This window comes from Variovorax sp. 22077 (assembly GCF_052044195.1).
GTDB classification, from domain to species: Bacteria; Pseudomonadota; Gammaproteobacteria; order Burkholderiales; family Burkholderiaceae_C; genus Variovorax; species Variovorax atrisoli.
Window position 1 is genome coordinate 142,568 of sequence record NZ_JBQEQC010000016.1, and the last position, 20,484, is coordinate 163,051.

General features: G+C 65.3%; 22 protein-coding genes. 8 read left to right on the forward strand and 14 right to left on the reverse strand.

Annotated features, from left to right (window positions below; genetic code table 11):
* Positions 1–406 precede the first annotated feature (406 nt).
* The 4 genes from ACTJLF_RS22510 to ACTJLF_RS22525 form a co-directional block, all read right to left on the reverse strand.
* Complete coding sequence (locus tag ACTJLF_RS22510) at positions 407–634, reverse strand: HNH endonuclease (protein ID WP_440883938.1); 228 nt, start codon at positions 632–634, stop codon at positions 407–409.
* A gap of 83 nt (positions 635–717) precedes the next feature.
* The gene (locus tag ACTJLF_RS22515; RefSeq protein WP_440883939.1) at positions 718–1,212 is read right to left on the reverse strand and encodes a hypothetical protein; all 495 of its coding nucleotides are present in this window, start codon (positions 1,210–1,212) and stop codon (positions 718–720) included.
* 37 nt (positions 1,213–1,249) lie between these two features.
* On the reverse strand, positions 1,250–2,209 hold the full coding sequence (locus tag ACTJLF_RS22520) for a restriction endonuclease (protein ID WP_440883940.1): 960 nt from the start codon (positions 2,207–2,209) through the stop codon (positions 1,250–1,252).
* A gap of 16 nt (positions 2,210–2,225) precedes the next feature.
* The gene (locus tag ACTJLF_RS22525) at positions 2,226–2,708 is read right to left on the reverse strand and encodes a DUF2321 domain-containing protein (protein WP_440883941.1); all 483 of its coding nucleotides are present in this window, start codon (positions 2,706–2,708) and stop codon (positions 2,226–2,228) included.
* A gap of 560 nt (positions 2,709–3,268) precedes the next feature.
* On the opposite strand from ACTJLF_RS22525, the gene ACTJLF_RS22530 reads away from it, so the two are divergent.
* From ACTJLF_RS22530 to ACTJLF_RS22540, 3 genes are read left to right on the forward strand one after another with little or no spacing between them, the layout of a single operon-like run.
* The gene (locus ACTJLF_RS22530) at positions 3,269–3,856 is read left to right on the forward strand and encodes a TRAP transporter small permease (protein ID WP_440883942.1); all 588 of its coding nucleotides are present in this window, start codon (positions 3,269–3,271) and stop codon (positions 3,854–3,856) included.
* Positions 3,853–5,151, forward strand: coding sequence for a TRAP transporter large permease (locus tag ACTJLF_RS22535; RefSeq protein WP_093207423.1), 1,299 nt, complete (start codon positions 3,853–3,855; stop codon positions 5,149–5,151). The genes ACTJLF_RS22530 and ACTJLF_RS22535 overlap by 4 nt, the downstream gene beginning before the upstream one ends.
* Positions 5,152–5,203: 52 nt before the next feature.
* Positions 5,204–6,241, forward strand: a complete 1,038-nt coding sequence (locus ACTJLF_RS22540; protein ID WP_019656917.1) for a DctP family TRAP transporter solute-binding subunit — start codon at positions 5,204–5,206, stop codon at positions 6,239–6,241.
* A gap of 22 nt (positions 6,242–6,263) precedes the next feature.
* Here ACTJLF_RS22540 and ACTJLF_RS22545 read toward each other — a convergent pair whose 3' ends face one another.
* Entirely contained in the window at positions 6,264–7,229 is a 966-nt protein-coding gene (locus tag ACTJLF_RS22545; protein WP_440883943.1) for a GlxA family transcriptional regulator, read from the reverse strand.
* 105 nt (positions 7,230–7,334) lie between these two features.
* Here ACTJLF_RS22545 and ACTJLF_RS22550 point away from each other — a divergent pair, with 105 nt between their 5' ends.
* The 4 genes from ACTJLF_RS22550 to ACTJLF_RS22565 all read left to right on the forward strand — a co-directional run bounded on the left by ACTJLF_RS22550 (position 7,335) and on the right by ACTJLF_RS22565 (position 10,431).
* The gene (locus ACTJLF_RS22550) at positions 7,335–7,802 is read left to right on the forward strand and encodes a tautomerase family protein (protein ID WP_440883944.1); all 468 of its coding nucleotides are present in this window, start codon (positions 7,335–7,337) and stop codon (positions 7,800–7,802) included.
* Between the two features lie 18 nt (positions 7,803–7,820).
* A complete protein-coding gene (locus tag ACTJLF_RS22555) occupies positions 7,821–8,666 on the forward strand; it encodes a dienelactone hydrolase family protein (protein WP_440883945.1) in 846 nt (281 codons plus the stop codon).
* 246 nt (positions 8,667–8,912) lie between these two features.
* On the forward strand, positions 8,913–10,022 hold the full coding sequence (locus tag ACTJLF_RS22560; protein WP_080647900.1) for a nucleoside hydrolase: 1,110 nt from the start codon (positions 8,913–8,915) through the stop codon (positions 10,020–10,022).
* 58 nt (positions 10,023–10,080) lie between these two features.
* A complete protein-coding gene (locus ACTJLF_RS22565; RefSeq protein WP_440883946.1) occupies positions 10,081–10,431 on the forward strand; it encodes a hypothetical protein in 351 nt (116 codons plus the stop codon).
* 33 nt (positions 10,432–10,464) lie between these two features.
* Here the strand turns inward: ACTJLF_RS22565 and ACTJLF_RS22570 are convergent, their stop codons facing one another.
* The 7 genes from ACTJLF_RS22570 to ACTJLF_RS22600 form a co-directional block, all read right to left on the reverse strand.
* On the reverse strand, positions 10,465–10,911 hold the full coding sequence (locus tag ACTJLF_RS22570) for an SRPBCC family protein (protein WP_354326556.1): 447 nt from the start codon (positions 10,909–10,911) through the stop codon (positions 10,465–10,467).
* 187 nt (positions 10,912–11,098) lie between these two features.
* Complete coding sequence (locus tag ACTJLF_RS22575) at positions 11,099–11,836, reverse strand: amino acid ABC transporter ATP-binding protein (protein WP_440883949.1); 738 nt, start codon at positions 11,834–11,836, stop codon at positions 11,099–11,101.
* A 148-nt stretch (positions 11,837–11,984) separates the two neighbouring features.
* Positions 11,985–12,653 carry an amino acid ABC transporter permease gene (locus ACTJLF_RS22580; protein WP_026346622.1) on the reverse strand — a complete coding sequence of 223 codons (669 nt, stop codon included), beginning with the start codon at positions 12,651–12,653 and terminating at the stop codon, positions 11,985–11,987.
* A 1-nt stretch (position 12,654) separates the two neighbouring features.
* The gene (locus ACTJLF_RS22585) at positions 12,655–13,413 is read right to left on the reverse strand and encodes an amino acid ABC transporter permease (protein ID WP_019656908.1); all 759 of its coding nucleotides are present in this window, start codon (positions 13,411–13,413) and stop codon (positions 12,655–12,657) included.
* 98 nt (positions 13,414–13,511) lie between these two features.
* Entirely contained in the window at positions 13,512–14,408 is an 897-nt protein-coding gene (locus ACTJLF_RS22590) for a transporter substrate-binding domain-containing protein (protein ID WP_020723262.1), read from the reverse strand.
* A 152-nt stretch (positions 14,409–14,560) separates the two neighbouring features.
* On the reverse strand, positions 14,561–16,033 hold the full coding sequence (locus tag ACTJLF_RS22595) for an aspartate ammonia-lyase (protein ID WP_019656906.1): 1,473 nt from the start codon (positions 16,031–16,033) through the stop codon (positions 14,561–14,563).
* 186 nt (positions 16,034–16,219) lie between these two features.
* Positions 16,220–17,203 (reverse strand): LysR substrate-binding domain-containing protein, encoded by a 984-nt coding sequence (locus ACTJLF_RS22600; protein ID WP_019656905.1) that lies wholly within the window; start codon positions 17,201–17,203, stop codon positions 16,220–16,222.
* 61 nt (positions 17,204–17,264) lie between these two features.
* On the opposite strand from ACTJLF_RS22600, the gene ACTJLF_RS22605 reads away from it, so the two are divergent.
* On the forward strand, positions 17,265–18,707 hold the full coding sequence (locus tag ACTJLF_RS22605; protein ID WP_440883947.1) for an amidase: 1,443 nt from the start codon (positions 17,265–17,267) through the stop codon (positions 18,705–18,707).
* Positions 18,708–19,067: 360 nt separating this feature from the next.
* Here ACTJLF_RS22605 and ACTJLF_RS22610 read toward each other — a convergent pair whose 3' ends face one another.
* Both ACTJLF_RS22610 and ACTJLF_RS22615 read right to left on the reverse strand, forming a co-directional pair.
* The gene (locus ACTJLF_RS22610; protein WP_019656903.1) at positions 19,068–20,006 is read right to left on the reverse strand and encodes a 2-hydroxyacid dehydrogenase; all 939 of its coding nucleotides are present in this window, start codon (positions 20,004–20,006) and stop codon (positions 19,068–19,070) included.
* A 144-nt stretch (positions 20,007–20,150) separates the two neighbouring features.
* A partial coding sequence (locus ACTJLF_RS22615; protein ID WP_440883948.1) for an ATP-binding cassette domain-containing protein occupies positions 20,151–20,484 on the reverse strand: 334 nt, incomplete at its 5' end.

Genomic DNA, 20,484 nt, shown 5'->3' on the forward strand with positions numbered 1-20,484 from the left:
GGCGCCGTCAACCCGCAGCAGCGTCGGCGTGTAGTCGAAAACAAACTTGACGATGAGGGGGCGCCAACCCTCTGTATGCCAGCCGTAGGCAGCCGGATTTATCGGAACAGCCGAGGGCGCTGGCAGGACCGAACCAAATCGGCTCGTGTCAGTGCAGGGGTGCTTGGGCCACGGCGGGCCGAGCGAATCGAAGAACACTCGCCCGCCTTCGCGCGACTCGAAGTAAAAGACTGCAGCGCCACATACGGGGCAACTCGCAAATGGATTGACGAAGTTCGTGACCCTCGCCGGCCACATGGCGCTCACGGCAGCGGGACCTGAAGGCCCTTGCCAACCGCCGCCCCAACCGCAGGGGCAGCCAGGCGGGTGATTCCACGCATTGCACATAAGTCCTCCGCCTCATTTCCTAGAAAACGCGGCACGCAGCAAGAGCTTTACCGACAAACTCGAACACGTTGTCATCAAGCTTCTTGTCGTGTAAGTCTGGATAGTGGGCTGCCACCTCTTTGTTCAGTAAGACCTTCCCTCCCAAATCGAAGCCGAGTAAGCCGGCGTCAAGCAGGCGGTGCAGATCGGCACGAAGCAACATGCAGTTGTTCCGCGTTGCCTGACCATCTGTTGAGTACGCCGTCATGAGCCCCTAGCGCAAGGCAGTTTTTCTTGAGTTTTTTTGCGTGCTCAGGGGTCATGAGTTTCTCGGAAAAACTGCCAAAATTTTCACTTTGGCGTAAAGACAAACTTTCGTTCATCAATCGCTGGCCCACGCTCATAGGTGTAGCTTATGGTCCAAGCTTCAGTAGAGAACGTGGCGGGAGCTTTTCCTTCGAATACTTTCAGCATTTGAGCTGTGTGAGTGGGTGAAAGACGCTGGCTCAGCACATTGATAAAGCGGGTCGCATCGGCTTTATCAGGGTGAATGCCGTAGCCCATTTCCTTGAACCAGTCATTCCATATCAGCTTCATATTGAGAGTCTTACCCGTCTTCTTGTTCTCATTCACAAAGACCTTAGCAGTTTCAGCCTTGCCCGCAATACAACCATAGAGTTGACCGTCGAACTCGTCCGCAGGCGTCATCTTGGAATACTTGCAACCCAGACTTGCATTCAACTCTGTAGTGAACTGCTTGAACGGTGGCGGCTCTGCCAGAGCCATTCCGCTCAATGCGGCGAGACCCAGAAGGGTTGTCATTTTTTGCATGGTTTTCACTTTCATGCCTCCCGGCGCGGGGGTGCATACGAAGCTAACTCGGTCACGCGAGGATTTGCAGATACGGGTTCTTGTCAACGATTGCCGCCTGCGACTTCTTCTTCAAGAACGAGAGGAGATCGTCCCGTCGCTGTAACAGCATGACGATCTCTTGCAAGGAACAGAGGACCATCGTCTTTTGAGTCAGCGCAGCTGCACATTCCTTGACCACAGGTTCGGTAAAGCCGGCAGACGAAATGAAGATGCCTTGAGCATTTGCTCGGAGGAAGAGGCGGCCGAGATGCGGAAAGAATTCTCCTGTGCCAACTGGCGCGTTAAGCCACTTCATCTCAACCAAGTGCACTGAGCCATCGATTTCGATGACTCCGTCAATCTGTTCAAGCACAACCGACGTGTCGGGGTCCCTTCGACGGAAGTCCTCGCGGACCAAGATACCGTAGGCTCGAAAGAGATCATTTAGAACTCCTTCAAGCAGCTTGCCACGCTCCTGAGGCCTGTCGTCCATGCCGAACAAGGCCGAGAGCCGCATGTCCACCCGCTCAATCTTGACGCGCTTCTCCGCTGCCGCTGTCTGATCTGCGCGCTGTCGGGACATCGTAGCTTCACGCTCGGCATCTCGTTCCTGCTTCATGCGCGTGAACGAGTCCTTGGCATTGACGGCTTCGCGCACGCTGGCGACCAGCCCCTTGGCTTTCAACTGATCTTCCGGCCAACAGGTCTCGAAGTTCTCGAACTCCACCACGCGCTTGATGATTTCCCGTCGAGGGCGCAGCCCGCTGTCGCCACGAACATTGACCTTCGTGAGTACCTTGCGAACGATCTCGAACTTGTTGATCAAATTGGGATTTGTCGCCAAAGTACGTTCGACCTCGGATAGATCCTCGTCGGCTACGCCAGCGCCGCGCAGGAATAGCACAACACCCTTCTTAGCCCGGCTAAGCCTGGGAATTGCCTCAACCAGCAGCTCAAGTAGTTCCGGTGGATAGTGAAATGCGTCGGCCATCTCGTCGCTCCTACTCTTAACCGCCCCAGATGGCCTTCTTGGCTGCTTCGCTCAACACGTCAACAACGATGTCGCGCACACCCTGGGCAACAGTGCTCCCGACCTTCGCCATCGCCGTCTTGAAACGCAGGGACGAGACTTGCGTCTTTGGGCTGTCCTTCGTCAACTCAGTCAGGTCGGTACGCAACTGCACAAGTTCGGAGTCGGTCAAGCCACCTCCGACCTCAACCAGTTCGACAGCGCTCTCAACCTTGCGAGCCGTCCATGGGAACGCGCTCCCGCAGTTGTGACAGTGCGCGGGTGGGGTGTACTCACTCAAACTAAACACGCCTTCGACGTAGTAGTCCCCCCGGATGGCAGCTTGGCAAGATGGACACTGCATCATCGTCGGCTCACCGCATGAGGAGCAGAACTTCTCGCGCAACTCCGGCGATGTGTCGGCTGAGCTGGTGGACACATGCCCATTCGGGCAAACCTCTGCGACACGGTAGGTAGCCATAGACCCTCCAAAGGCTTTGCCGCTTACTGTAACCCGCGCTGTGCAGACGCTACGCACTACGCACTCCGCAGCCCCGCAGCCCCGCAGCCCCGCAGCCCCGCAGAGCAAGAGTACTTGCCGCGGAACCGCTTTAGTGATTGCTGCCAGAGGTTCTTAATGACCATCATTGGTGGTCGCCGTTGTCCAGTCCAATGTCAACGAATGACTCACTTCAGCCTGAAGCAAGCATCGAGCGCAATCATGCCAATGTCGACGGTGGCCGACGCCGGCCTTTCGGAGTTCTGCCTGCCCAGCGCCTGTCTTTCGCGGAAGCCCATCGGCGCGCGCCCGCACGTCCACCTGCAATCCGCCGTAGGGGTCAACCCGCCAACCTCACAGCCGCCCTGTGCACACGCCCCGAAAGCGCCCCAGAAGCCCCGTCGGCTAAGGAAACCCCCGATACATGAATGGTCATGGACCCCCTAGCATCGGTAACAGTTTCCCTGTCGAGGTGTACGGAACGCGTCCCGGCGTCCGCCCGGTGACATGGCGTTCGTGCGTGCCTCACTGACCATCCTGCGATGACAACTCCAACCGAGTCCGGCCCCACGCTGGACGCCGCCAGCCCCATTCCCCCCGACATCGAAGCCGCAGACGAACCGACCAAGGTTCCCCTTGCCATCGAGGACTGGCTCACGGTCATCATCATGGGCGCGCTGGCGCTCATCACTTTTGCCAACGTCATCGTCCGCTACTTCACCGATTCTTCCTTCGCCTGGACGGAAGAGTTCTCGGTGTTCCTCATGATCATGCTGGCGCTGGTGGCCGGCTCGGCCGCCGTGGCGCGCGACCGGCACATCCGCATCGAGTACTTCTCCGAAAGCGGCTCGATGGCGCGGCGCAAGCGGCTGGCGCAGTTCGGCGCGCTGATGATCGCCGTGCTCTTCACGCTCATCGGCGCGCTCAGCATCCGCATGGTGTGGGACGACTACCGCTTCGAGGAGACGACGCCCGGCATCGGTCTGCCCTCGTGGTGGTATTCGATCTGGCTGCCCATCGTGTCCTTCGCCATCGCGCTGCGGGCCATAGGCCTCATGATCCGCCGCGGACGCGAGACGACGCACGGCGAAGCTGACGACAACAACAACGGCAAGGGCGACGCATCGTGATCGCCACCCTGCTCTTCGTCGCCTTCGTCGTGATGATGCTGGTGGGCGTGCCCATCGGCGCTGCGCTGGGCCTGGCGGGCGCCGCCTGCATCGCGCTGGCCAACAGCGACGCCCAGTGGTTCGGCCTGCTGGCCGTGCCGCAGAACTTCTATGCGGGCCTGGGCAAATATCCGCTGCTGGCCATTCCGATGTTCGTGCTGGTCGGCTCCATCTTCGACCGCTCGGGCGTGGCGTTGCGCCTTGTCAACTTTGCCATTGCCATCGTGGGGCGTGGCCCCGGCATGCTGCCGCTGGTGGCGATTGCGGTCGCGATGTTCCTCGGCGGCATCTCGGGCTCGGGCCCGGCCAATGCGGCCGCGGTGGGCGCGGTGATGATCGCGGCCATGTCGCGCGCGGGCTACCCCGCGGCCTACTCGGCCAGCGTGGTGGGTGCGGCGGCGGCCACCGACATTCTGATTCCGCCTTCGGTCGCCTTCATCGTCTACTCGGTGCTGGTGCCCGGCGCCTCGGTGCCCGCGCTGTTCGCCGCCGGCATGGTGCCCGGCGTGATGGCCGGCCTGGCGCTGATGATTCCGGCCGTGTGGCTCGCCCGCAAGCACAAGATGGGCGCGCTCGAAGCCACGCTGCCGCGCCCGCCTTTCTGGAAGAGCTTTCGCGAAGCGACCTGGGGGCTGGCGGCGCCGGTGCTCATCTTGGGCGGCATGCGCGCGGGCTGGTTCACGCCCACTGAGGCGGCGGTGGTGGCGGTGTTCTACGGCCTCTTCGTGGGCATGTGCATCCACCGGACCATCAAGGTGCGCGACCTGTTCGTGATCTTGCGCGAGTCGGGCGAGCTCTCGGCGGTGATTCTGCTGGTGGTTTCGCTGGCGGGCATCTTCGCGTATTCGCTCTCGACGCTGGGCGTGATCGACCCGGTCACGCGCGCCATCGTGAACTCGGGGCTGGGCGAGTACGGCATCCTGGCGCTGCTGATCTTGCTGCTCATCACCGTGGGCATGTTCCTCGACGGCGTGTCGATCTTCCTGATCTTCGTGCCGCTGCTGCTGCCCATCGTGCAGTACTACAAGTGGGACCCGGTGTGGTTCGGCGTGATCCTCACGCTGAAGGTGGCGCTGGGCCAGTTCACGCCGCCGCTGGCGGTCAACCTCATGGTGTCGTGCCGCATCGCGAAGGTGCGCATGGAAGAAACCGTGCGCTGGGTGGGCTGGATGCTGTTCTCGATGTTCGTGGTGATGGTGCTGGTCATCATCTTCCCCGAACTGGCGCTCTGGCTGCCGCGCAAGCTCGGCTACTGATTCATTCTTTCGTCCGTCCCGTCGCAGAACCATTATTAGGAGAGCCTTGATCATGAAATTCCGCCGCACCCTGCTCGGCCTTGCCGCCGTTGCCACCGCCCTTGGCATGTTCTCGTCCGGCGCCATGGCGCAGGCCGCCTACAAGCCCGAGTACAAGATGTCGCTGGTGCTGGGCCCGCCCACGCCGTGGGGCCAGGCCGGGAAGATCTGGGCCGACCTGGTGAAGGAGCGCACCCAAGGCCGCATCAACATCAAGCTGTACCCGGGCGTGTCGCTCATCCAGGGCGACCAGACGCGCGAGTTCAGCGCGCTGCGCCAGGGCGTGATCGACATGGCCGTGGGCTCGACCATCAACTGGTCGCCGCAGGTCAAGCAGCTCAACCTGTTCTCCATGCCCTTCCTGATGCCCGACTACGCGGCCATCGACGCGCTCACCCAAGGCGAGGTCGGCAAGGAGATGTTCAAGACGCTCGACAAGGCCGGCGTGGTGCCGCTCGCGTGGGGCGAGAACGGCTTCCGCGAGATCACCAACTCGAAGAAGCCGATCAAGTCGCCGGCCGACATCAAGGGCATGAAGATCCGCGTGGTGGGCTCGCCCATCTACTCCGACATGTTCACCGCGCTGGGCGCCAACCCCACGCAGATGAGCTGGGCCGACGCGCAGCCCGCGCTGGCCAGCGGCGCCGTCGACGGCCAGGAGAACCCGCTCTTCCTGTTCACGGTGCTCAAGATGCAGACGGTGGGCCAGAAGTTCGTGACCACCTGGGGCTACGTGGCCGACCCGCTGGTGTTCGTGGTCAACAAGGAAATCTGGGCCTCGTGGACGCCGGCCGACCAGGCCATCGTGCGCCAGGCCGCCATCGACGCGGGCAAGGAAGAGATCGCCATCGCGCGCAAGGGCCTGGTGGAGGCCGACAAGCCGGTGCTCAAGGACATCGCCGGCATGGGCGTGACCGTGACCAGCCTCACGCCGGCCGAGCGCGCCGAGTTCGTTAAGGCGACGCGGCCGGTGTACGACAAGTGGAAGTCGACCATCGGCGCCGATCTGGTGGCGAAGGCCGAGCAGGCGATCGCTGCACGCAAGAAGTAAGGGCGACAGCTGCCGCGCCTGCTCAGGCGCGGTAGCGGCTGGGGTTTGCTCCGGCCACCTTCTTCATCAGGCGCCGCAATGCCGTGGCGTCTTGATACCCCACCGCCCCCGCCACCTGCTCGACCGTCATGCGGCTGGATTCGAGCAGTGCGCGGGCGCGCCGCAGCCTCACGCTCTGCACCAGCGCCTGCGTGCTCTTGCCGGTGGCCTTGTGGATGTGCCGCGACAGCGTGCGCTCCGACATGCAGAACTCGCGCGCCAGCTCGCTCACCGCCGGGGCTTCTGGCAATGCCGATTCGACCCGCGCCGCGAGCCGCGCCACCAGGTCGTTGCCGCTGGCCAGCACCTCCGCCGCGATGAACGGCGCCTGCGCCTGGCGGCCGTCGATCAGCAGCATGCGCGAGACAAGATCGGTGAGCGCGCTGCCGCAGCGCTCGCGCAGCAGGTGCAGCATCAGGTCGGTCTGCGCGAAGGCGGCGCCTGCGGTGACGACGGGGCCGTCGGAGCACACCATGCGATCGGCATCGACGGTGCAGCCGGGCGCCATGCGTGCGAGCAGCGGGGCGTACCACCATGAGACTGTCGCGCGCCGGCCTTGCAGCAGGCCGGCGGCGTTGAGCAGGAACACGGCCGAGCACGAGGCGGCGACCTGCCCGCCTGCCTTGGCGTGGCGTGCGAGGGCGGCGATAGCCTTGGCTGCGTCGTCGCTTTCGAGGCATCGGCGGATCTCGCCGGGGGTGTTGAGGCCGAGCCCCGGCACCACCCAGGTGGAGCGATCGTCGCGCGGGCGCACGGGCAGGCGCGTGGTGTCGAGGCTCATGCCGGCGCGCAGCTGCACCGGTCCGCCATGCACCGAGCACAGCCGCCAGCGAGGCGGCGCGACGCCTGCGCGGGCGGCCATCGCTTCAGCTGCGCCGAGGACGTCCATGGTGACCGCAACGCTGGAGTTGAAGGCGCCGGGCAGCACGAGCACGGTGAAGTCATGCATCTGGAAGATTGGCTGATAAAGCCTCAAAGGAGTCGAATTGGACACCGCCATTCTGTCGGCGCCGAACGTCCAATACAAGCTTCGAAGCTCCCAGGCCGCAGCCTCATGCCCACCATCCTCGTGAAGATTCCCCATGGCTCGTTTCCCGGTGAGACCCGCGCCGTGCTGGTTCGCAAGATCAACGAAGCGGCTGCTGCAGCCGAACAGATGCCCGATGAGCCCCGTGCACGAGCCATGTGCTGGGTGTTGGTCGAGGAAGCCGACCCCGGCGCCTGGACCTGCGGCGGTGCGGACGTGAGGGCCAGGCTGCTGCCCTGCACCGTGCTCGCATACCTGCCGGCCGGCGTGCTCGATGACGCATCGCGTGCGCTCTTCGTCTCGCGCGTTCACGCGGCATTCGAGGAAGCCCTGCCGGCAGACGACCGCCGCAGACTCGCCACATCCGTGGTGATGAACGAGGTGCCCGATGGCGCATGGGGCGTGGGCGGCAAGGTCTGGCACCTGCCCGACTTCGCACGCAGCGCGGGTTACGCGCATCTGCAGCATCTGGTCGATGCGGCACAGGCCAACTGAACATCGAAGGAGACACCCATGGCACAACAGCACCAACGCCCCTTGACCGAAGACGACCCGCTCGACGACTTCACCGCGCGCCAGATCACGCTGGACGGCATCGAGAAGAAGGTCTACGTCATGGGCCGGGGCCCGGCCGTGATCGTGATGACCGAGATGCCCGGCATCAGCCCGCACGTGGCGCGCTTCGCACGCTGGGTGCGCGACGCGGGCTTCACCGTCTACATGCCGTCGCTCTTCGGCCGCGACGGCGCCGTGCCCGGTGCGGAGGAAGGCATCGCGGTGTTCAAGCGCGCCTGCGTGAGCGCCGAGTTCCGCGCCTTCGCGGCCAACGAGTCGAGCCCGGTCACGCAATGGCTGCGCGCGCTGGCGCGGCTCGCGCACGCGGAGTGCGGCGGGCCCGGGGTCGGCGCGATCGGCATGTGCTTCACGGGCAACTTCGCGCTCTCGATGATGCTGGAGCCCGCGATGCTCGCGCCGGTGATGTGCCAGCCCTCGCTGCCGATGGACAAGCCGGAGGCGATGAACATGGCGCCCGAAGAGCTGGCCGCGGTGCGCGAGCGGCTGGAGCGCGAGGACCTGAACGTGATGGCCTACCGCTTCGAGGGCGACAGGCACTGCAGGGCGCAGCGCTTCGCGGCCTTCCAGCAGGCGCTGGGCCACCGCTTCGTGGCGCGCGTGCTGCCCGACAGCGCGGCCAACACCCAGACGCCGCCCTTCTTCGCGCAGGTGGTGGCGAGCCCGCACAGCGTGGTGACGGCGCACCTGATCGACGAGGCGGGGCAGCCCACGGTGGCTGCGCGCGACGAGATACTGGCCTTCTTCGCGCGGCGGCTGCGGCCATCGGGCGCTGTCGGGGGCTGATCGAGCGGCGTTTTCGCAACAGGCGGTGCGCGGCTTCGGGGCGCCGCGGATGAAACCTCGTCGCGTGCTTTGCGCACTTTCCGTTTCGGTTGCGCGCGGGCTCTAAAGCCTTGGTCTACGCGCCGTTGCGGGTGCTCGCGCGGCAGTCGAAAATGCGGGCGCGATCAGGTGTCCGCGGCAGGTGTTGCTCTGGCAGACTGACTTGAAAGGCGCACTGTTCCTCAGCGCCTGCAAGGAGGTTCTTTCATGCATTCCAGGGCTGCTGCAGCGGCAACGCCGTCGTCATTGCCATCGCGCCTCGCGGCGACGATCTTCCCGATTCTTCTTCTCGGACTTGCCGCCCTCTTGACCGCCAGCCTCATCGCCACGAAGGCCCATGCCGCCGACGCCAGCACTGCCACTGCGGCGGCGGCCACGACGCACACGCTCATCATCGACACCGACCCCGGCGCCGACGATGTGATCGCGCTGCTCTTCGCCATGGCGTCGCCCGAGCAGCTGAAGATCCAGGCGCTCACCACCGTGGCCGGCAACGTGCCGCTTGCAAAGACCTCGCGCAACGCACGCCTGGCGCGCGAGTGGGCGAAGCGGCCCGACATCGCCATCTACGCCGGCGCACCCCGCCCGCTGCTGCGCACGCCGATCTACGCGGCCGACATCCACGGCAGCGAAGGCATCACCGGCGTGAAGGTGCATGAGCCCAGCCAGCCGCTAGCCGACGGCAACGCGGTCGACTACCTGATCCGCACGTTGCGCGCCGCGCCCGAGAAGAGCGTGACGCTCGCGATGCTCGGCCCCGAGACCAACCTCGCGCTCGCACTCACCCAGGCCCCCGACATCACGCGCGGCCTGCGCGAGCTGGTGCTCATGGGCGGCGCGCACTTCAACGGCGGCAACATCACGCCCACGGCGGAGTTCAACGTGTTCGCCGATCCGCACGCGGCCGAGATCGTGCTCAAGAGCGGCGTGCCCATCACCATGCTGCCGCTGGACCTGACGCACAAGGTGCTCACGAGCCCCGAGCGCATAGCAAAACTGCGCGGCCTGGGCAACCAGGCCGGCAGGACCGTGGCCGACATCCTCGACGCCTACGTGCAGCACGACATGCAGTACTACGGCCTGCCCGGCGGCCCGGTGCACGACGCCACCGTGATCGCCTACCTGCTGCAGCCCTCGCTCTTCAGAGGCCGCAAGGTGAACGTGGAAGTCGACAGCCGCGAAGGCCTTGGCTTCGGGCAGACGGTGGTCGACTGGTACGGCGGGCTGAAGAAGCCGGCCAACGTGAACTGGATCGCGGAAGGCGATGCGCAGGGGTTCTTCGATCTGCTGACGCAGAGGATTTCGCGGTTGCCTTGAGCCGGGAGCGCGAGGTGCATCGGTGCAAGACGACAGATGCGGTAGCTACCATCGCGCGATGCCCACCTCGAACACGACGGATCGATCTACCTTCTTCAACTGGATTTCAGCAGGCATGCTGATGAGTGGCCTCGCGCTGCCACTCATCGCCAAGGCCGTCGGACCGGGCTTCTGGTCGCCGCTTCTCTACTCTCTCTCATTGCTCTGCTGGCTCGTACTGCCTTTTTGGTATCCCTACTCAGTGGTGAAAACAGGGATCCTGGGCGCCCGGAACAGGGTTTACAGACAGCAGGAGCCCTTCAGGTTTTGGCTGGGGCTGGCAACCTATGAAACGCTCCTGCTTGTTGTGAGCGTTCTGCCGACGCTGGCCGCGTATACCGGCTTGGTGGGGAGCGAGGTGCCGCAATAAGCCGGCACTCGCTCGATCCAGCGAAAAGCGCTGTCAGCCCGGAATGTTCGGCTCCACCAGTTGAGCCAGCGAGACCAGCGACTCCTGCCAACCCAGGTAGCACATCTCCGTCGGGATCATCTCGGGAATGCCCTCCTGCACGATCGAGACGTCGGTGCCGCAGGACACCTCGGTCAGGACCACGGTCGTCTTCATCGTGCCCGGAAGGTTCGGGTCGTCGAAGGCCGCGTCGTAGGCGATGCGCTTGCCGGGAACGAGCTCGAGGTACTTGCCGCCGAACGAATGGCCGTTGCCGGTGCCGAAGTTGGTGAAGGACATGCGCCATGAGCCGCCCACCACCGGCTCCATCGCGTGGACCTTGCCGACGAACCCGAAGGGCGGCAGCCAGCGCTCGAAGGCGCCGGGCTGGACGAACGCGCGGTAGACCTTGTCGGGCGAGGTGCGAAGGACACGGTGCAGGCGGACGGTGTTGGTAGCCATGATTGATTGCTCCTGAAGAAAATCGAGGACGACCCTCGATAGCACGTCGGATGAGCCTGATGAAAATCGACAGGCGCCAAGATCAGGGAAAACCCGCGGCCACGCGACATGGCCTGGTTCCAAGCAAAAAGGCCGCGCTGCCCGGAGGACAGCGCGGCCTTTGGCTTCCTGGCCTTGCAGCAGCCGATCAGTGCTGCAGGATCTTGTTGAGGAAGTCCTTGGTGCGCGGCTGGCGGTTTTCGGGGTGGCCGAAGAACTCGTCCTTCGAGCAGTCTTCCAGGATGCGGCCGCCCACGTCGATGAAGATCACGCGGCTGGCGACCTTGCGGGCGAAGCCCATTTCGTGCGTGACCACCATCATGGTCATGCCTTCCTTGGCCAGGTTCACCATCACGTCGAGCACTTCGCCGACCATCTCTGGGTCGAGCGCCGAGGTGGGTTCGTCGAACAGCATGACGATGGGGTCCATCGACAGTGCGCGGGCGATGGCCACGCGCTGCTGCTGGCCGCCGGAGAGCTGGCCGGGGAACTTGTCCTTGTGCGCCATCAGGCCCACGCGGTCGAGCATCTTCAGGCCGCGGGTCTTGGATTCGTCGGGCGAGCGGCCGAGCACCTTGATCTGGGCGATGGTGAGGTTCTCGGTGACGGACAGGTGCGGGAACAGCTCGAAGTGCTGGAACACCATGCCGACCTTGGAGCGCAGCTTGGGCAGGTTGGTCTTGGGGTCGTGCAGCGGGATGCCGTTGACGGTGATCTCGCCCTTCTGGAAGGGCTCGAGCGCGTTCACGGTCTTGATGAGCGTGGACTTGCCGGAGCCCGACGGGCCGCACACCACCACCACGTCGCCCTTGGCGATGCTGACGGAGCAGTCGTTGAGCACCTGCACCGGGCCGTACCACTTCGATACGTTCTTGATTTCGATCATTTTTTCGGACATTTTCAAACTCCTGTGAGCAGGTTCATCGCACCGAGTGCAGTCGGGGAAACGCCGTGGAACCGGCTTTGCCGGGCCACCGGCGCTGCCCCCTGGAAGGGGGTTGGCGAAGCGACACGAAGTGCGCGAAGACCGGGGGTCATCTGATGATCGCGATTTTCTTGTGCAGGCGCTTCACCAGCCAGGAAAGGGCGTAGCACATGACGAAGTACACGACGGCGGCCAGCAGGTAGGCCTCTTCCGGCCGGCCGAAGTTTTTGCCCGCGGTCTCGAAGCCCTTGAGCAGGTCGTAGGCGCCGATGGCGTAGACCAGCGAGGTGTCCTGGAACAGGATGATGGTCTGCGTGAGCAGCACCGGCAGCATGTTTCGGAAGGCCTGGGGCAGGATGACCAGCTTCATGTTCTGGCTGTAGGTCATGCCGACCGCCATGCCGGCGAACACCTGCCCGCGCGGGATCGACTGGATGCCGGCGCGCATGATCTCGGAGAAGTAGGCCGCCTCGAAGCAGATGAAGGTGATGACGGCCGAGGTTTCCGCCCCGATCGGACGGCCGATCACGAAGGGCACCAGCAGGAAGAAGCCCAGGATCACCATCACGAGCGGCACGGAACGCATGCCGTTCACATAGGCCGCGGCGGGAAAGTCCAGCCACTTCTTGCCCGACAGACGCATGAGCGCCAGCAGGGTGCCGAAGAAGATGCCGCCCAGCGTGGCCACGACCGTCAGGATGACGCTGAAGTAGAAGCCCTTCAGCACATAGTTGCTGATCAGGCTCCAGTTGTAGAAGGAAAAATCGAGATTCATCATGTCAGTGGCCTCCCGTGCCACCGGCGGCAACGAAGCCCGGCACGCGCACCTTGCGCTCGATGAAAGTCATGATGCGGTTGATCAGCATGGCGCTGATGACGTAGAGAGCGATCACGCCGATGTAGATCGGGATCTGGGCCGAGGTTTCTTCACCGGCCTGCAGGTAGAACTGAGTGAGTTCGGGAATCGACACCGCGAAGGCCACCGACGAGTTCTTGAAGATGTTCATCGACTCGCTGGTCAGCGGCGGCATGATGATCCGATACGCCATGGGCAACAGCACGAAGCGGTAGTACTGCGGCGTCGTGAAGCCCACGGCCATGCCTGCGTAGCGCTGGCCGCGCGGCAGAGCCTGAATGCCCGAGCGCAATTGCTCGGCGATACGTGCCGACGTGAAGAAGCCCAGCGCGCAGACCACCAGCACGAAAGGCGGCAGATCGCGCATCGGCGGGATCATCTTGGGCAGCACGAAGTACCAGATGAACACCTGGACCAACAAGGGGACGTTGCGGAAGAGTTCCACCCACGCGTTGCCGAGCCGGACAAGCCAGGGGCTGTCGGGCAGCGTGCGCAACGTGCCGATGATCGAGCCCACGACCAGCGCCAGGAACAGGGCCGTCAGCGCCACGCTCACGGTCCAGCCCCATGCAGTCAACATCCATTGCAGATAGGTCTGATCCGATCCGCGCGCGAAGCAGCTTGCGACCACTTCATTGGTGAGCGTGTCCTGGCAAAAGACCGACATGTCCAGGTTCAGCATCCATCCTCCTTCGCGGGTAAGGGCCCGCGCCCATTGCATCGAAAAGCCCGCGTCGGCAGGGTGCCGCGCGGGCTTGGCTTTTCAGGTCTGACGCCGCTTTACTTGGGGGCGTAGGCTTCCATGGGCTTGTCGTTCGGGTTGGCCCAGGCGGCCTTGGTACCTTCCGACACCGGCATGTTCAGGTTGACGTTGTTCGGCGGGATCGGCTGGGTGAACCACTTGTCGTACAGCTTGGCCAGCGAGCCGTCCTTGATCTGGCGCACGATGCTGTCGTCGACGGCCTTCTTCAGCTTGGCGTCGCCCTTGGGCAGCATGCAGGCGATGGGCTCGACCGACAGCACTTCGCCGACGATCTTGAAGTCCTTGGGGTTCTTCGACTTGGCGGCGTTGGCGGCCAGGATGGAACCGTCCATCACGAAGGCATCGGCGCGGCCCGACTCGAGCAGCAGGAAGCTGTCGGCGTGGTCCTTGCCCATGACTTCCTTGAACTCGACGCCTTCGGCGCGCTTGTTCTTGCGCAGCGTCTGGACCGAGGTGGTGCCGGTGGTGGTGGCCACGACCTTGCCCTTCAGGTCGGCGATGCCGTTGATGCCCGAATTGGCCTTGGTGAGGATGCGCACTTCTTCCACGTAGGTGGTGTAGGCGAAGTCGACGTCCTTCTGGCGGGCGGTATTGTTGGTGGTGGAGCCGCACTCGAAGTCGATGGTGCCGTTCTGGACCAGCGGCACGCGGTTCTGCGAGGTGATCACCTGGTAGTTGATGGTCAGGGGCTTGCCGAGGTCCTTGCTCAGGTCCTTGATGATGTTCTCGGCCATTTCGGTGTGGAAGCCGACGTATTTGCCGCCGCCCAGGGTGTAGGCCAAGCCAGAAGAGTCACGCACGCCCAGGTTGACTGCGCCGCGCTCCTTGATCTTGGCGAGGGTATCGGTGGCCTGCGCGAACGCGCCGGTTGCCACGAACGCCGTCACTGCCAGCGCGAGCAATTGCTTTTTCATCAGAAGACTCCTTGGGAATTAGACAGAAAGAAACACAGCGAAATTCTAGACACACACTGTTGTTGTGCGCATTGGTAACCACCCCGGTGCACGGCATACTGAACTGTGCAGTTCCGTGCAGGGGTGGGCGCTCGTCTGGTGCATGGGTCCCGTCATGACGCCGATGGAGGAGGATTAGCAGCCTCCGTGCCTGTCGGCACGGCCGCGGGGGAAACGGGTGCGGCCAATCTTACAGGCTGTGTCAGGTTCTCCGGCACCAGCAGCGCATCCATCTCGGCGCGCGTCATGATGCCCAGCGATTCGGCCACGAGGTCGATCGGCCCGCCGGTGGCGAGCGCGGTCTTGGCGATGAGCGCGGCCTTCTCGTAGCCGATGAGCGGATTCAGCGCCGTGACCAGCGTAACCGACTCGCGCACCCGCTTCGCCAGGAATTCGCGGTTCGCCTCGATGCCCTCGACGCAGTTGTGCTGCAGCGTGGTGCAGGCGCGGCTGAGGTGCTGGATGCTCTTGAACAGGCTCCAGCCCATGATCGGCTCGAAGGCGTTGAGCTGCAGCTGGCCCGCTTCGGAGGCCAGGGTCACGGTGATGTCGTTGCCGATGACCTCGAAGGCCACCTGGTTCATGACTTCCGGGATCACCGGGTTGACCTTGCCCGGCATGATCGACGAGCCCGCCTGCCGCGCCGGCAGCCGGATCTCGCCGAAGCCGGCCTGCGGGCCGCTGGACAGCAGGCGCAGGTCGTTGCAGGTCTTGCTGAGCTTGGTCGCCACGCGCTTGAGCACGCCCGACAGCTGTACGAAGGCGCCCGTGTCCTGCGTGGCCTCGACCAGGTTGGCGGCCTGCTTCAGCGGCACGCCGGTCTGTTCGGCCAGGTATTGGCACGCCAGGTTGGCATAGCCGTGCGGCGCGTTGATGCCGGTGCCGATGGCGGTGGCGCCGAGGTTGATTTCCTCGATGAGCGCGCGGGCCTCGCGCAGGCGGGCCTCGTCCTCCTCGATCATGATCGCGTAGGTCAGGAACTCCTGGCCCAGCGTCATGGGCACCGCGTCCTGCAACTGGGTGCGGCCGATCTTGAGGATGTCCTTGAACTCCAGCGCCTTGGCCTCGAACGCGCGGCGCAGCGAAGCCATCGATTCGAGCAGCCGGCCGATGGCGAACCACAGTGCCAGGCGCACCGCAGTGGGGTACACGTCGTTGGTGCTCTGCGAGGCGTTGACGTGGTCATTGGGATGGAGCACGTCGTAGCGCGCCTTCTCGTGGCCCAGCTTTTCCAGCGCGAGGTTGCAGATGACCTCGTTGGCGTTCATGTTGGTCGAGGTGCCGGCGCCGCCCTGGATCACGTCGACCACGAACTCGTCGAGCAGCTTGCCCTCGACGATGTCGTCGCAGGCCAGGATGATGGCCGCGGCGCGGTCGCGGTCGATGGCGCCGAGGTCGGCGTTGGCGCGGGTGGCGGCCTTCTTCACGTAGGCCAGCGCGCGCACCAGGTCGGGCATGGCCGAGATGCGGGTGCCGGAGATGGGGAAGTTCTCGACCGCGCGCGCCGTGTGCACGCCCCAGTAGGCGATGGCGGGGATCTGCTTCTCGCCGAGGAAGTCGTGTTCCGTCCTGAAGTTGGAGCTCATCTGCGGTTCCTCGGCTTAAAAAAAAGCACGCGTAGGGCGCGTGCCGTGGGTTGGGATCGTGACAGCGAAAAGCAGCCGCGACTGTAGTGGCGCCGGATTCGGTGCGCCAATGCCTTTTGCGGGAGGGCCTATGCGCGGCATTTATAGATTGTGCGATGCACAAATTCCGATCGAGCCGCCATGCCGTCAGCGCTGCGGCTGGGTGCCGACGAGGTACGACCAGAGCGCATCGGCGGTGCGCTTGGGCTGAAGGGTGTCGGCCGCCTTCAGCGCCGCCCGGCCGGCGCCGGCCTTGACCGGGGCCGGCGTGCCCGGGCGCTCGCGGTACGCGCGGATCTCCATGGTCGCCTCGAGGCTGTCGATCTCGGGCGGCAGCGCGCTCACGAGCTTGCGGGCCTTGATCTCCTTGCGCACCGCACTCTGCGGCAGGAAGGCGATGCCGTGCCCTTCGAGCGCCATGACCTTCAGGCCCTCGGCCATGTCGGTCTCGTACACGCGGTCGAGATGGATGGCGGTGCCCGATTCCTTCAGCAGCTGGTCGACCACACGGCCCAGGTAGGCGCCCGGTGCATAGCCCAGGTAGGGCAGCGGCTGGCCGGGCCGGCCCGGCAGGCGGTAGCGGGGCGCGCCCTCGGAGTCGGCCTTGACCCAGGGGGCGACGGTTTCCTGGCCGAGGCTGACCATCTCGTACTTGTTGGCGTCGAGCTGCAGCGGCTGCGAGGGGTGGTGGTAGGCGATCAGCAGGTCGCAGCTGCCTTCGACGAGCCGCAGCACGGCGTCATGCACGTTGAGCGCGATCAGGCGGCTCTTGATGGGCCCGAAGTGCTCCCTGAGGCTGGTCACCCACGAGGGAAAGAAGGTGAAGGCCAGCGTGTGCGGCACCGCGATCTCGATCACGTCCTGCCCCGCGGCCGAGTGGCCGCGCAGCATGGCGCGGGTGCTCTGCAGCGACTGCAGCATCTCGATGGCCTGGCTGTAGAGCGTCTGGCCCGCGGGCGTGAGCCGGGTCGGGTACGAGCTGCGGTCCACCAGGTCGGTGCCGGCCCAGCCTTCGAGCGCCTGGATGCGGCGGGAGAACGCCGGCTGCGTCACGTGCCTCAACTGGGCCGAGCGGCTGAAGCTGCGCGTTTCCGCAAGGCTGATGAAGTCTTCGAGCCACTTTGTTTCCATACGCGGCGATTATGCGAGCGCCGCGCCATACTGGGCGCCCCCTCCTTTTCCCTCATCAGCCATGTCCTCGACCGACCTGCTCGACCTCAGCGCCACCGAACTCTCCCGCCGCATCGCCGCGCGCGAGCTGTCCTGCCGGGAGCTGATGCAGGCGTCGCTGGCCCGCATCGAGGCGCTGAACCCGCGCTTCAACGCCGTCGTGTCGCTGCGCGATCCGGCGCAGTCGCTGGCAGAGGCCGACGAGCGCGACGCCGAGCTGGCCCGTGGCGAACGGCGCGGCTGGATGCATGGCTTTCCGCTGGCAGTGAAGGACCTGAGCCATGCCGCCGGCCTGCCGACTTCCATGGGTTCGCCGCTGTCGCCGCGCTCGCCGGCCCGCAGCGACAGCCTGCACGTGGCGCGCGCCAGGGCGTCGGGCGCCGTCGTCATCGGCAAGACCAACACGCCCGAATTCGGCCTCGGCTCCCACACCTACAACACCGTGTTCGGCATCACCCGCAACGCCTACGCGCCCGACCGCAGCGCGGGCGGCAGCAGCGGCGGCGCGGCGGTGGCGCTGGCCCTGGGCATGCTGCCGGTCGCGGACGGCAGCGACATGATGGGATCGCTGCGCAACCCGGCGGCCTTCAACAACGTGATCGGCATGCGGCCCTCGCGCGGGCGCGTGCCGGGCAACCCCGACGAGGAACTGTTCTTCCAGCAGCTGGGCTGCGAAGGCCCGATGGCGCGCACGGTGGAAGACGCGGCGCGGCTGCTGGCCGTGCAGGCGGGCTTCGACGCACGGGTGCCGCTGTCGTCACCGCACGCCCTGCCCTCGCCCGACGAACTTCGGCTGGAGGGCGACGGCAAGGGCCTGCGCATCGGCTGGCTCGGCAGCATCTGGCCCGACCTGCCGCTGGAGCCCGGCATCCGCGAGCTGGGCGAGAAGGCGCTCGGCACCTTCCGCGACATCGGCTGCGAGGTCGAGCCCTGCACCCTCGACGTGCCGCGCGAGCACAACTGGAGCGCCTGGCTGCGCCTGCGGCAGCTGCTGGTGGGCGGCAAGCTGGGCGCCTACCTGAGCGACCCGAAGCTGTTCGCGCAGCTCAAGCCCGAGGCGCAATGGGAGATCGAGCAGAGCCGCCATCTCGACGCGGCCTCGCTCTACCAGGCCTCCGTCTATCGATCGAACGTGTACCGCGCCTTCCTCAAGCTCTTCGAGCGCTTCGACTTCGTGCTGGCGCCGACGGCACAGGTCTTTCCCTTCGACGCCGAGCTGCACTGGCCGGCCGGGGTGGGCGATGTGAAGAGCGACACCTACCACCGCTGGATGGAGATCGTCACGCCCTTCACGCTGGCGGGCCTGCCGACCCTGAACGTGCGCGCGGGCTTCGGCGAAGGCGGGCTGCCGATGGGACTGCAGCTGGCGGGGCCGATCCACTCGGATCTCGACGTGCTGCGGCTGGGACATGCGTACGACCAGGCATGCGGCTGGTCGGCGCGCCGCCCGCCGGTATTCGCCTGAGTCCCTCCCCCGCTGGGGAAGGGCCGGGGTGGGGGCAAGCGGCGTATCCATCGGGCGCTCTGCCTGCCCCCATCCCAACCTTCCCCCAGAGGGGGAAGGAGCAATGCGATCCGGCTCGAGGTATTTGCTCCCTCCCCTTCCGGGGGAGGGCTGGGGTGGGGGCAAGCGGCGTATCCATCGGACGCTCTGCCTGCCCCCATCCAACCTTCCCCCAAAAGGGGAAGGAGAAACGCATCCGGTTCGATATCTTTTCTCTCTCCCCCTCTGGGGGAGGGCTGGGGCGGGGGCAAGCGGCGCTCATTGCGGGCGCCCTGCCTGCCCCATCCCGACCTTCCTCCAGCGGAGGAAGGAGCAGGAACCTCAGATCGGCGTGACGACGCCGCGCCCCGCGAAGTGCCCTTCGGCATTCGCGAGGAAGTGGTCCACCGACTTCTGCGTCGCCTCGGGCGACCAGCCCGCCATGTGCGGCGTGAGCAGCACGTTGTCGAGGCCGATCAGCTGCTCGGGCCGCTTCGGCTCGCTCTCGTACACGTCGAGGCCTGCGCCGGCGATGCGGTTCTCGCGCAGCGCCGCGGCCAGCGCCTCGGTGTCGACCACACTGCCGCGGCCGATGCTCACCAGGTAGCCCTGCGGCCCCAGTGCATCGAGCACTTCGGCATTGACCAGGTGCTTCGTCGCCGGACCGCCCGGAGCCGCTAGCACGAGGAAGTCGGCCCATGCGGCCAGCGACTTCAGGTCGTCGAAGTAGCGCTGCGCGGCGCCCTCCTTCGGCTTGCGGTTGTGATAGCCCACTTCCATGTCGAAGGCGGCCGCGCGCTTCGCGATCTTCTGCCCGATGGTGCCCATCCCCAGGATGCCCAGCTTCTTGCCCGACACGTTCGGCGGCTGCGGAATGGCCTCGCGCCACACACCTTCGCGGCACAGCCGGTCGAGCTTGCGGAACTCGCGCACGATGCCGATCAGAAGGCCGAAGGCGTGGTCGGCCACGCAATCGTCATTGGTGCCGGCGCCGTTGGCGGTGGCGATGCCGCGTGCGCGCGTCACCTCGAGCGGCACGCCTTCGTAGCCCGCACCCAGGCAGCAGATCAGCTCCAGCGCGGGCATCGCGTCGATTTCCTCGGGCGTGATGCCGATCACGCCGATGGTCAGCACCGCGCGGAACTTCTTGCCGTGCTCGGCGATGGCGGCCGCGCGCTGCTCGGGGCCGAAGGCGTAGGTCACGTCGTAGACCTCGGCGATCTGGGCCTGGTGGGCGCTCGAGAGGCTGTTGAGCACCAGCAGGGGGATCTTGTTCGACACGTCTGAACTCCTATTCGATGTCAAAAAATCGCGTGAATCCCTGAGTGGAACACCACGCAACCGGCTTTGCCGGACCGTCGGTGTTGCCCCCGGCCCGCGGTGGGAGAAGCTACACGACGTGCGCGAAGCCCCCGGGGGGCGAACCTAGAGCAGCGGCACCGCTTCGCTCTTCTGCAGAGCCCACATCTGCGCGTAGCGGCCCTGCTTGGCGAGCAGCTGCGCATGCGTGCCGCGCTCGACGATCACGCCGCTTTCGAGCACCAGGATCTCGTGCGCATCGACCACAGTCGACAGCCGGTGGGCGATGACCAGCGTGGTCTTGTCCTGCGCAGCGCTCTTGAGCTCCGACTGGATGGCGCGCTCGTTGGCCGAGTCGAGCGCCGAGGTGGCCTCGTCGAAGATCACGATCGGCGGGTTCTTCAACAGCGTGCGCGCGATGGCCACGCGCTGCTTCTCGCCGCCCGAGAGCTTCAGGCCG

Coding starts and splice junctions, on each gene's coding strand:
- ACTJLF_RS22585 (WP_019656908.1), bottom strand. CDS start 13,413: ATGCTGAACCTGGACATGTCGGTCTTTTGCCAGGACACGCTCACCAAT.
- ACTJLF_RS22600 (WP_019656905.1), bottom strand. CDS start 17,203: ATGGAAACAAAGTGGCTCGAAGACTTCATCAGCCTTGCGGAAACGCGC.
- ACTJLF_RS22555 (WP_440883945.1), top strand. CDS start 7,821: ATGGCACAACAGCACCAACGCCCCTTGACCGAAGACGACCCGCTCGAC.
- ACTJLF_RS22550 (WP_440883944.1), top strand. CDS start 7,335: ATGCCCACCATCCTCGTGAAGATTCCCCATGGCTCGTTTCCCGGTGAG.
- ACTJLF_RS22605 (WP_440883947.1), top strand. CDS start 17,265: ATGTCCTCGACCGACCTGCTCGACCTCAGCGCCACCGAACTCTCCCGC.
- ACTJLF_RS22570 (WP_354326556.1), bottom strand. CDS start 10,911: ATGGCTACCAACACCGTCCGCCTGCACCGTGTCCTTCGCACCTCGCCC.
- ACTJLF_RS22510 (WP_440883938.1), bottom strand. CDS start 634: ATGACGGCGTACTCAACAGATGGTCAGGCAACGCGGAACAACTGCATG.
- ACTJLF_RS22560 (WP_080647900.1), top strand. CDS start 8,913: ATGCATTCCAGGGCTGCTGCAGCGGCAACGCCGTCGTCATTGCCATCG.
- ACTJLF_RS22575 (WP_440883949.1), bottom strand. CDS start 11,836: ATGATCGAAATCAAGAACGTATCGAAGTGGTACGGCCCGGTGCAGGTG.
- ACTJLF_RS22545 (WP_440883943.1), bottom strand. CDS start 7,229: ATGCATGACTTCACCGTGCTCGTGCTGCCCGGCGCCTTCAACTCCAGC.
- ACTJLF_RS22580 (WP_026346622.1), bottom strand. CDS start 12,653: ATGATGAATCTCGATTTTTCCTTCTACAACTGGAGCCTGATCAGCAAC.
- ACTJLF_RS22525 (WP_440883941.1), bottom strand. CDS start 2,708: ATGGCTACCTACCGTGTCGCAGAGGTTTGCCCGAATGGGCATGTGTCC.
- ACTJLF_RS22595 (WP_019656906.1), bottom strand. CDS start 16,033: ATGAGCTCCAACTTCAGGACGGAACACGACTTCCTCGGCGAGAAGCAG.
- ACTJLF_RS22565 (WP_440883946.1), top strand. CDS start 10,081: ATGCCCACCTCGAACACGACGGATCGATCTACCTTCTTCAACTGGATT.
- ACTJLF_RS22530 (WP_440883942.1), top strand. CDS start 3,269: ATGACAACTCCAACCGAGTCCGGCCCCACGCTGGACGCCGCCAGCCCC.
- ACTJLF_RS22540 (WP_019656917.1), top strand. CDS start 5,204: ATGAAATTCCGCCGCACCCTGCTCGGCCTTGCCGCCGTTGCCACCGCC.
- ACTJLF_RS22590 (WP_020723262.1), bottom strand. CDS start 14,408: ATGAAAAAGCAATTGCTCGCGCTGGCAGTGACGGCGTTCGTGGCAACC.
- ACTJLF_RS22515 (WP_440883939.1), bottom strand. CDS start 1,212: ATGAAAGTGAAAACCATGCAAAAAATGACAACCCTTCTGGGTCTCGCC.
- ACTJLF_RS22520 (WP_440883940.1), bottom strand. CDS start 2,209: ATGGCCGACGCATTTCACTATCCACCGGAACTACTTGAGCTGCTGGTT.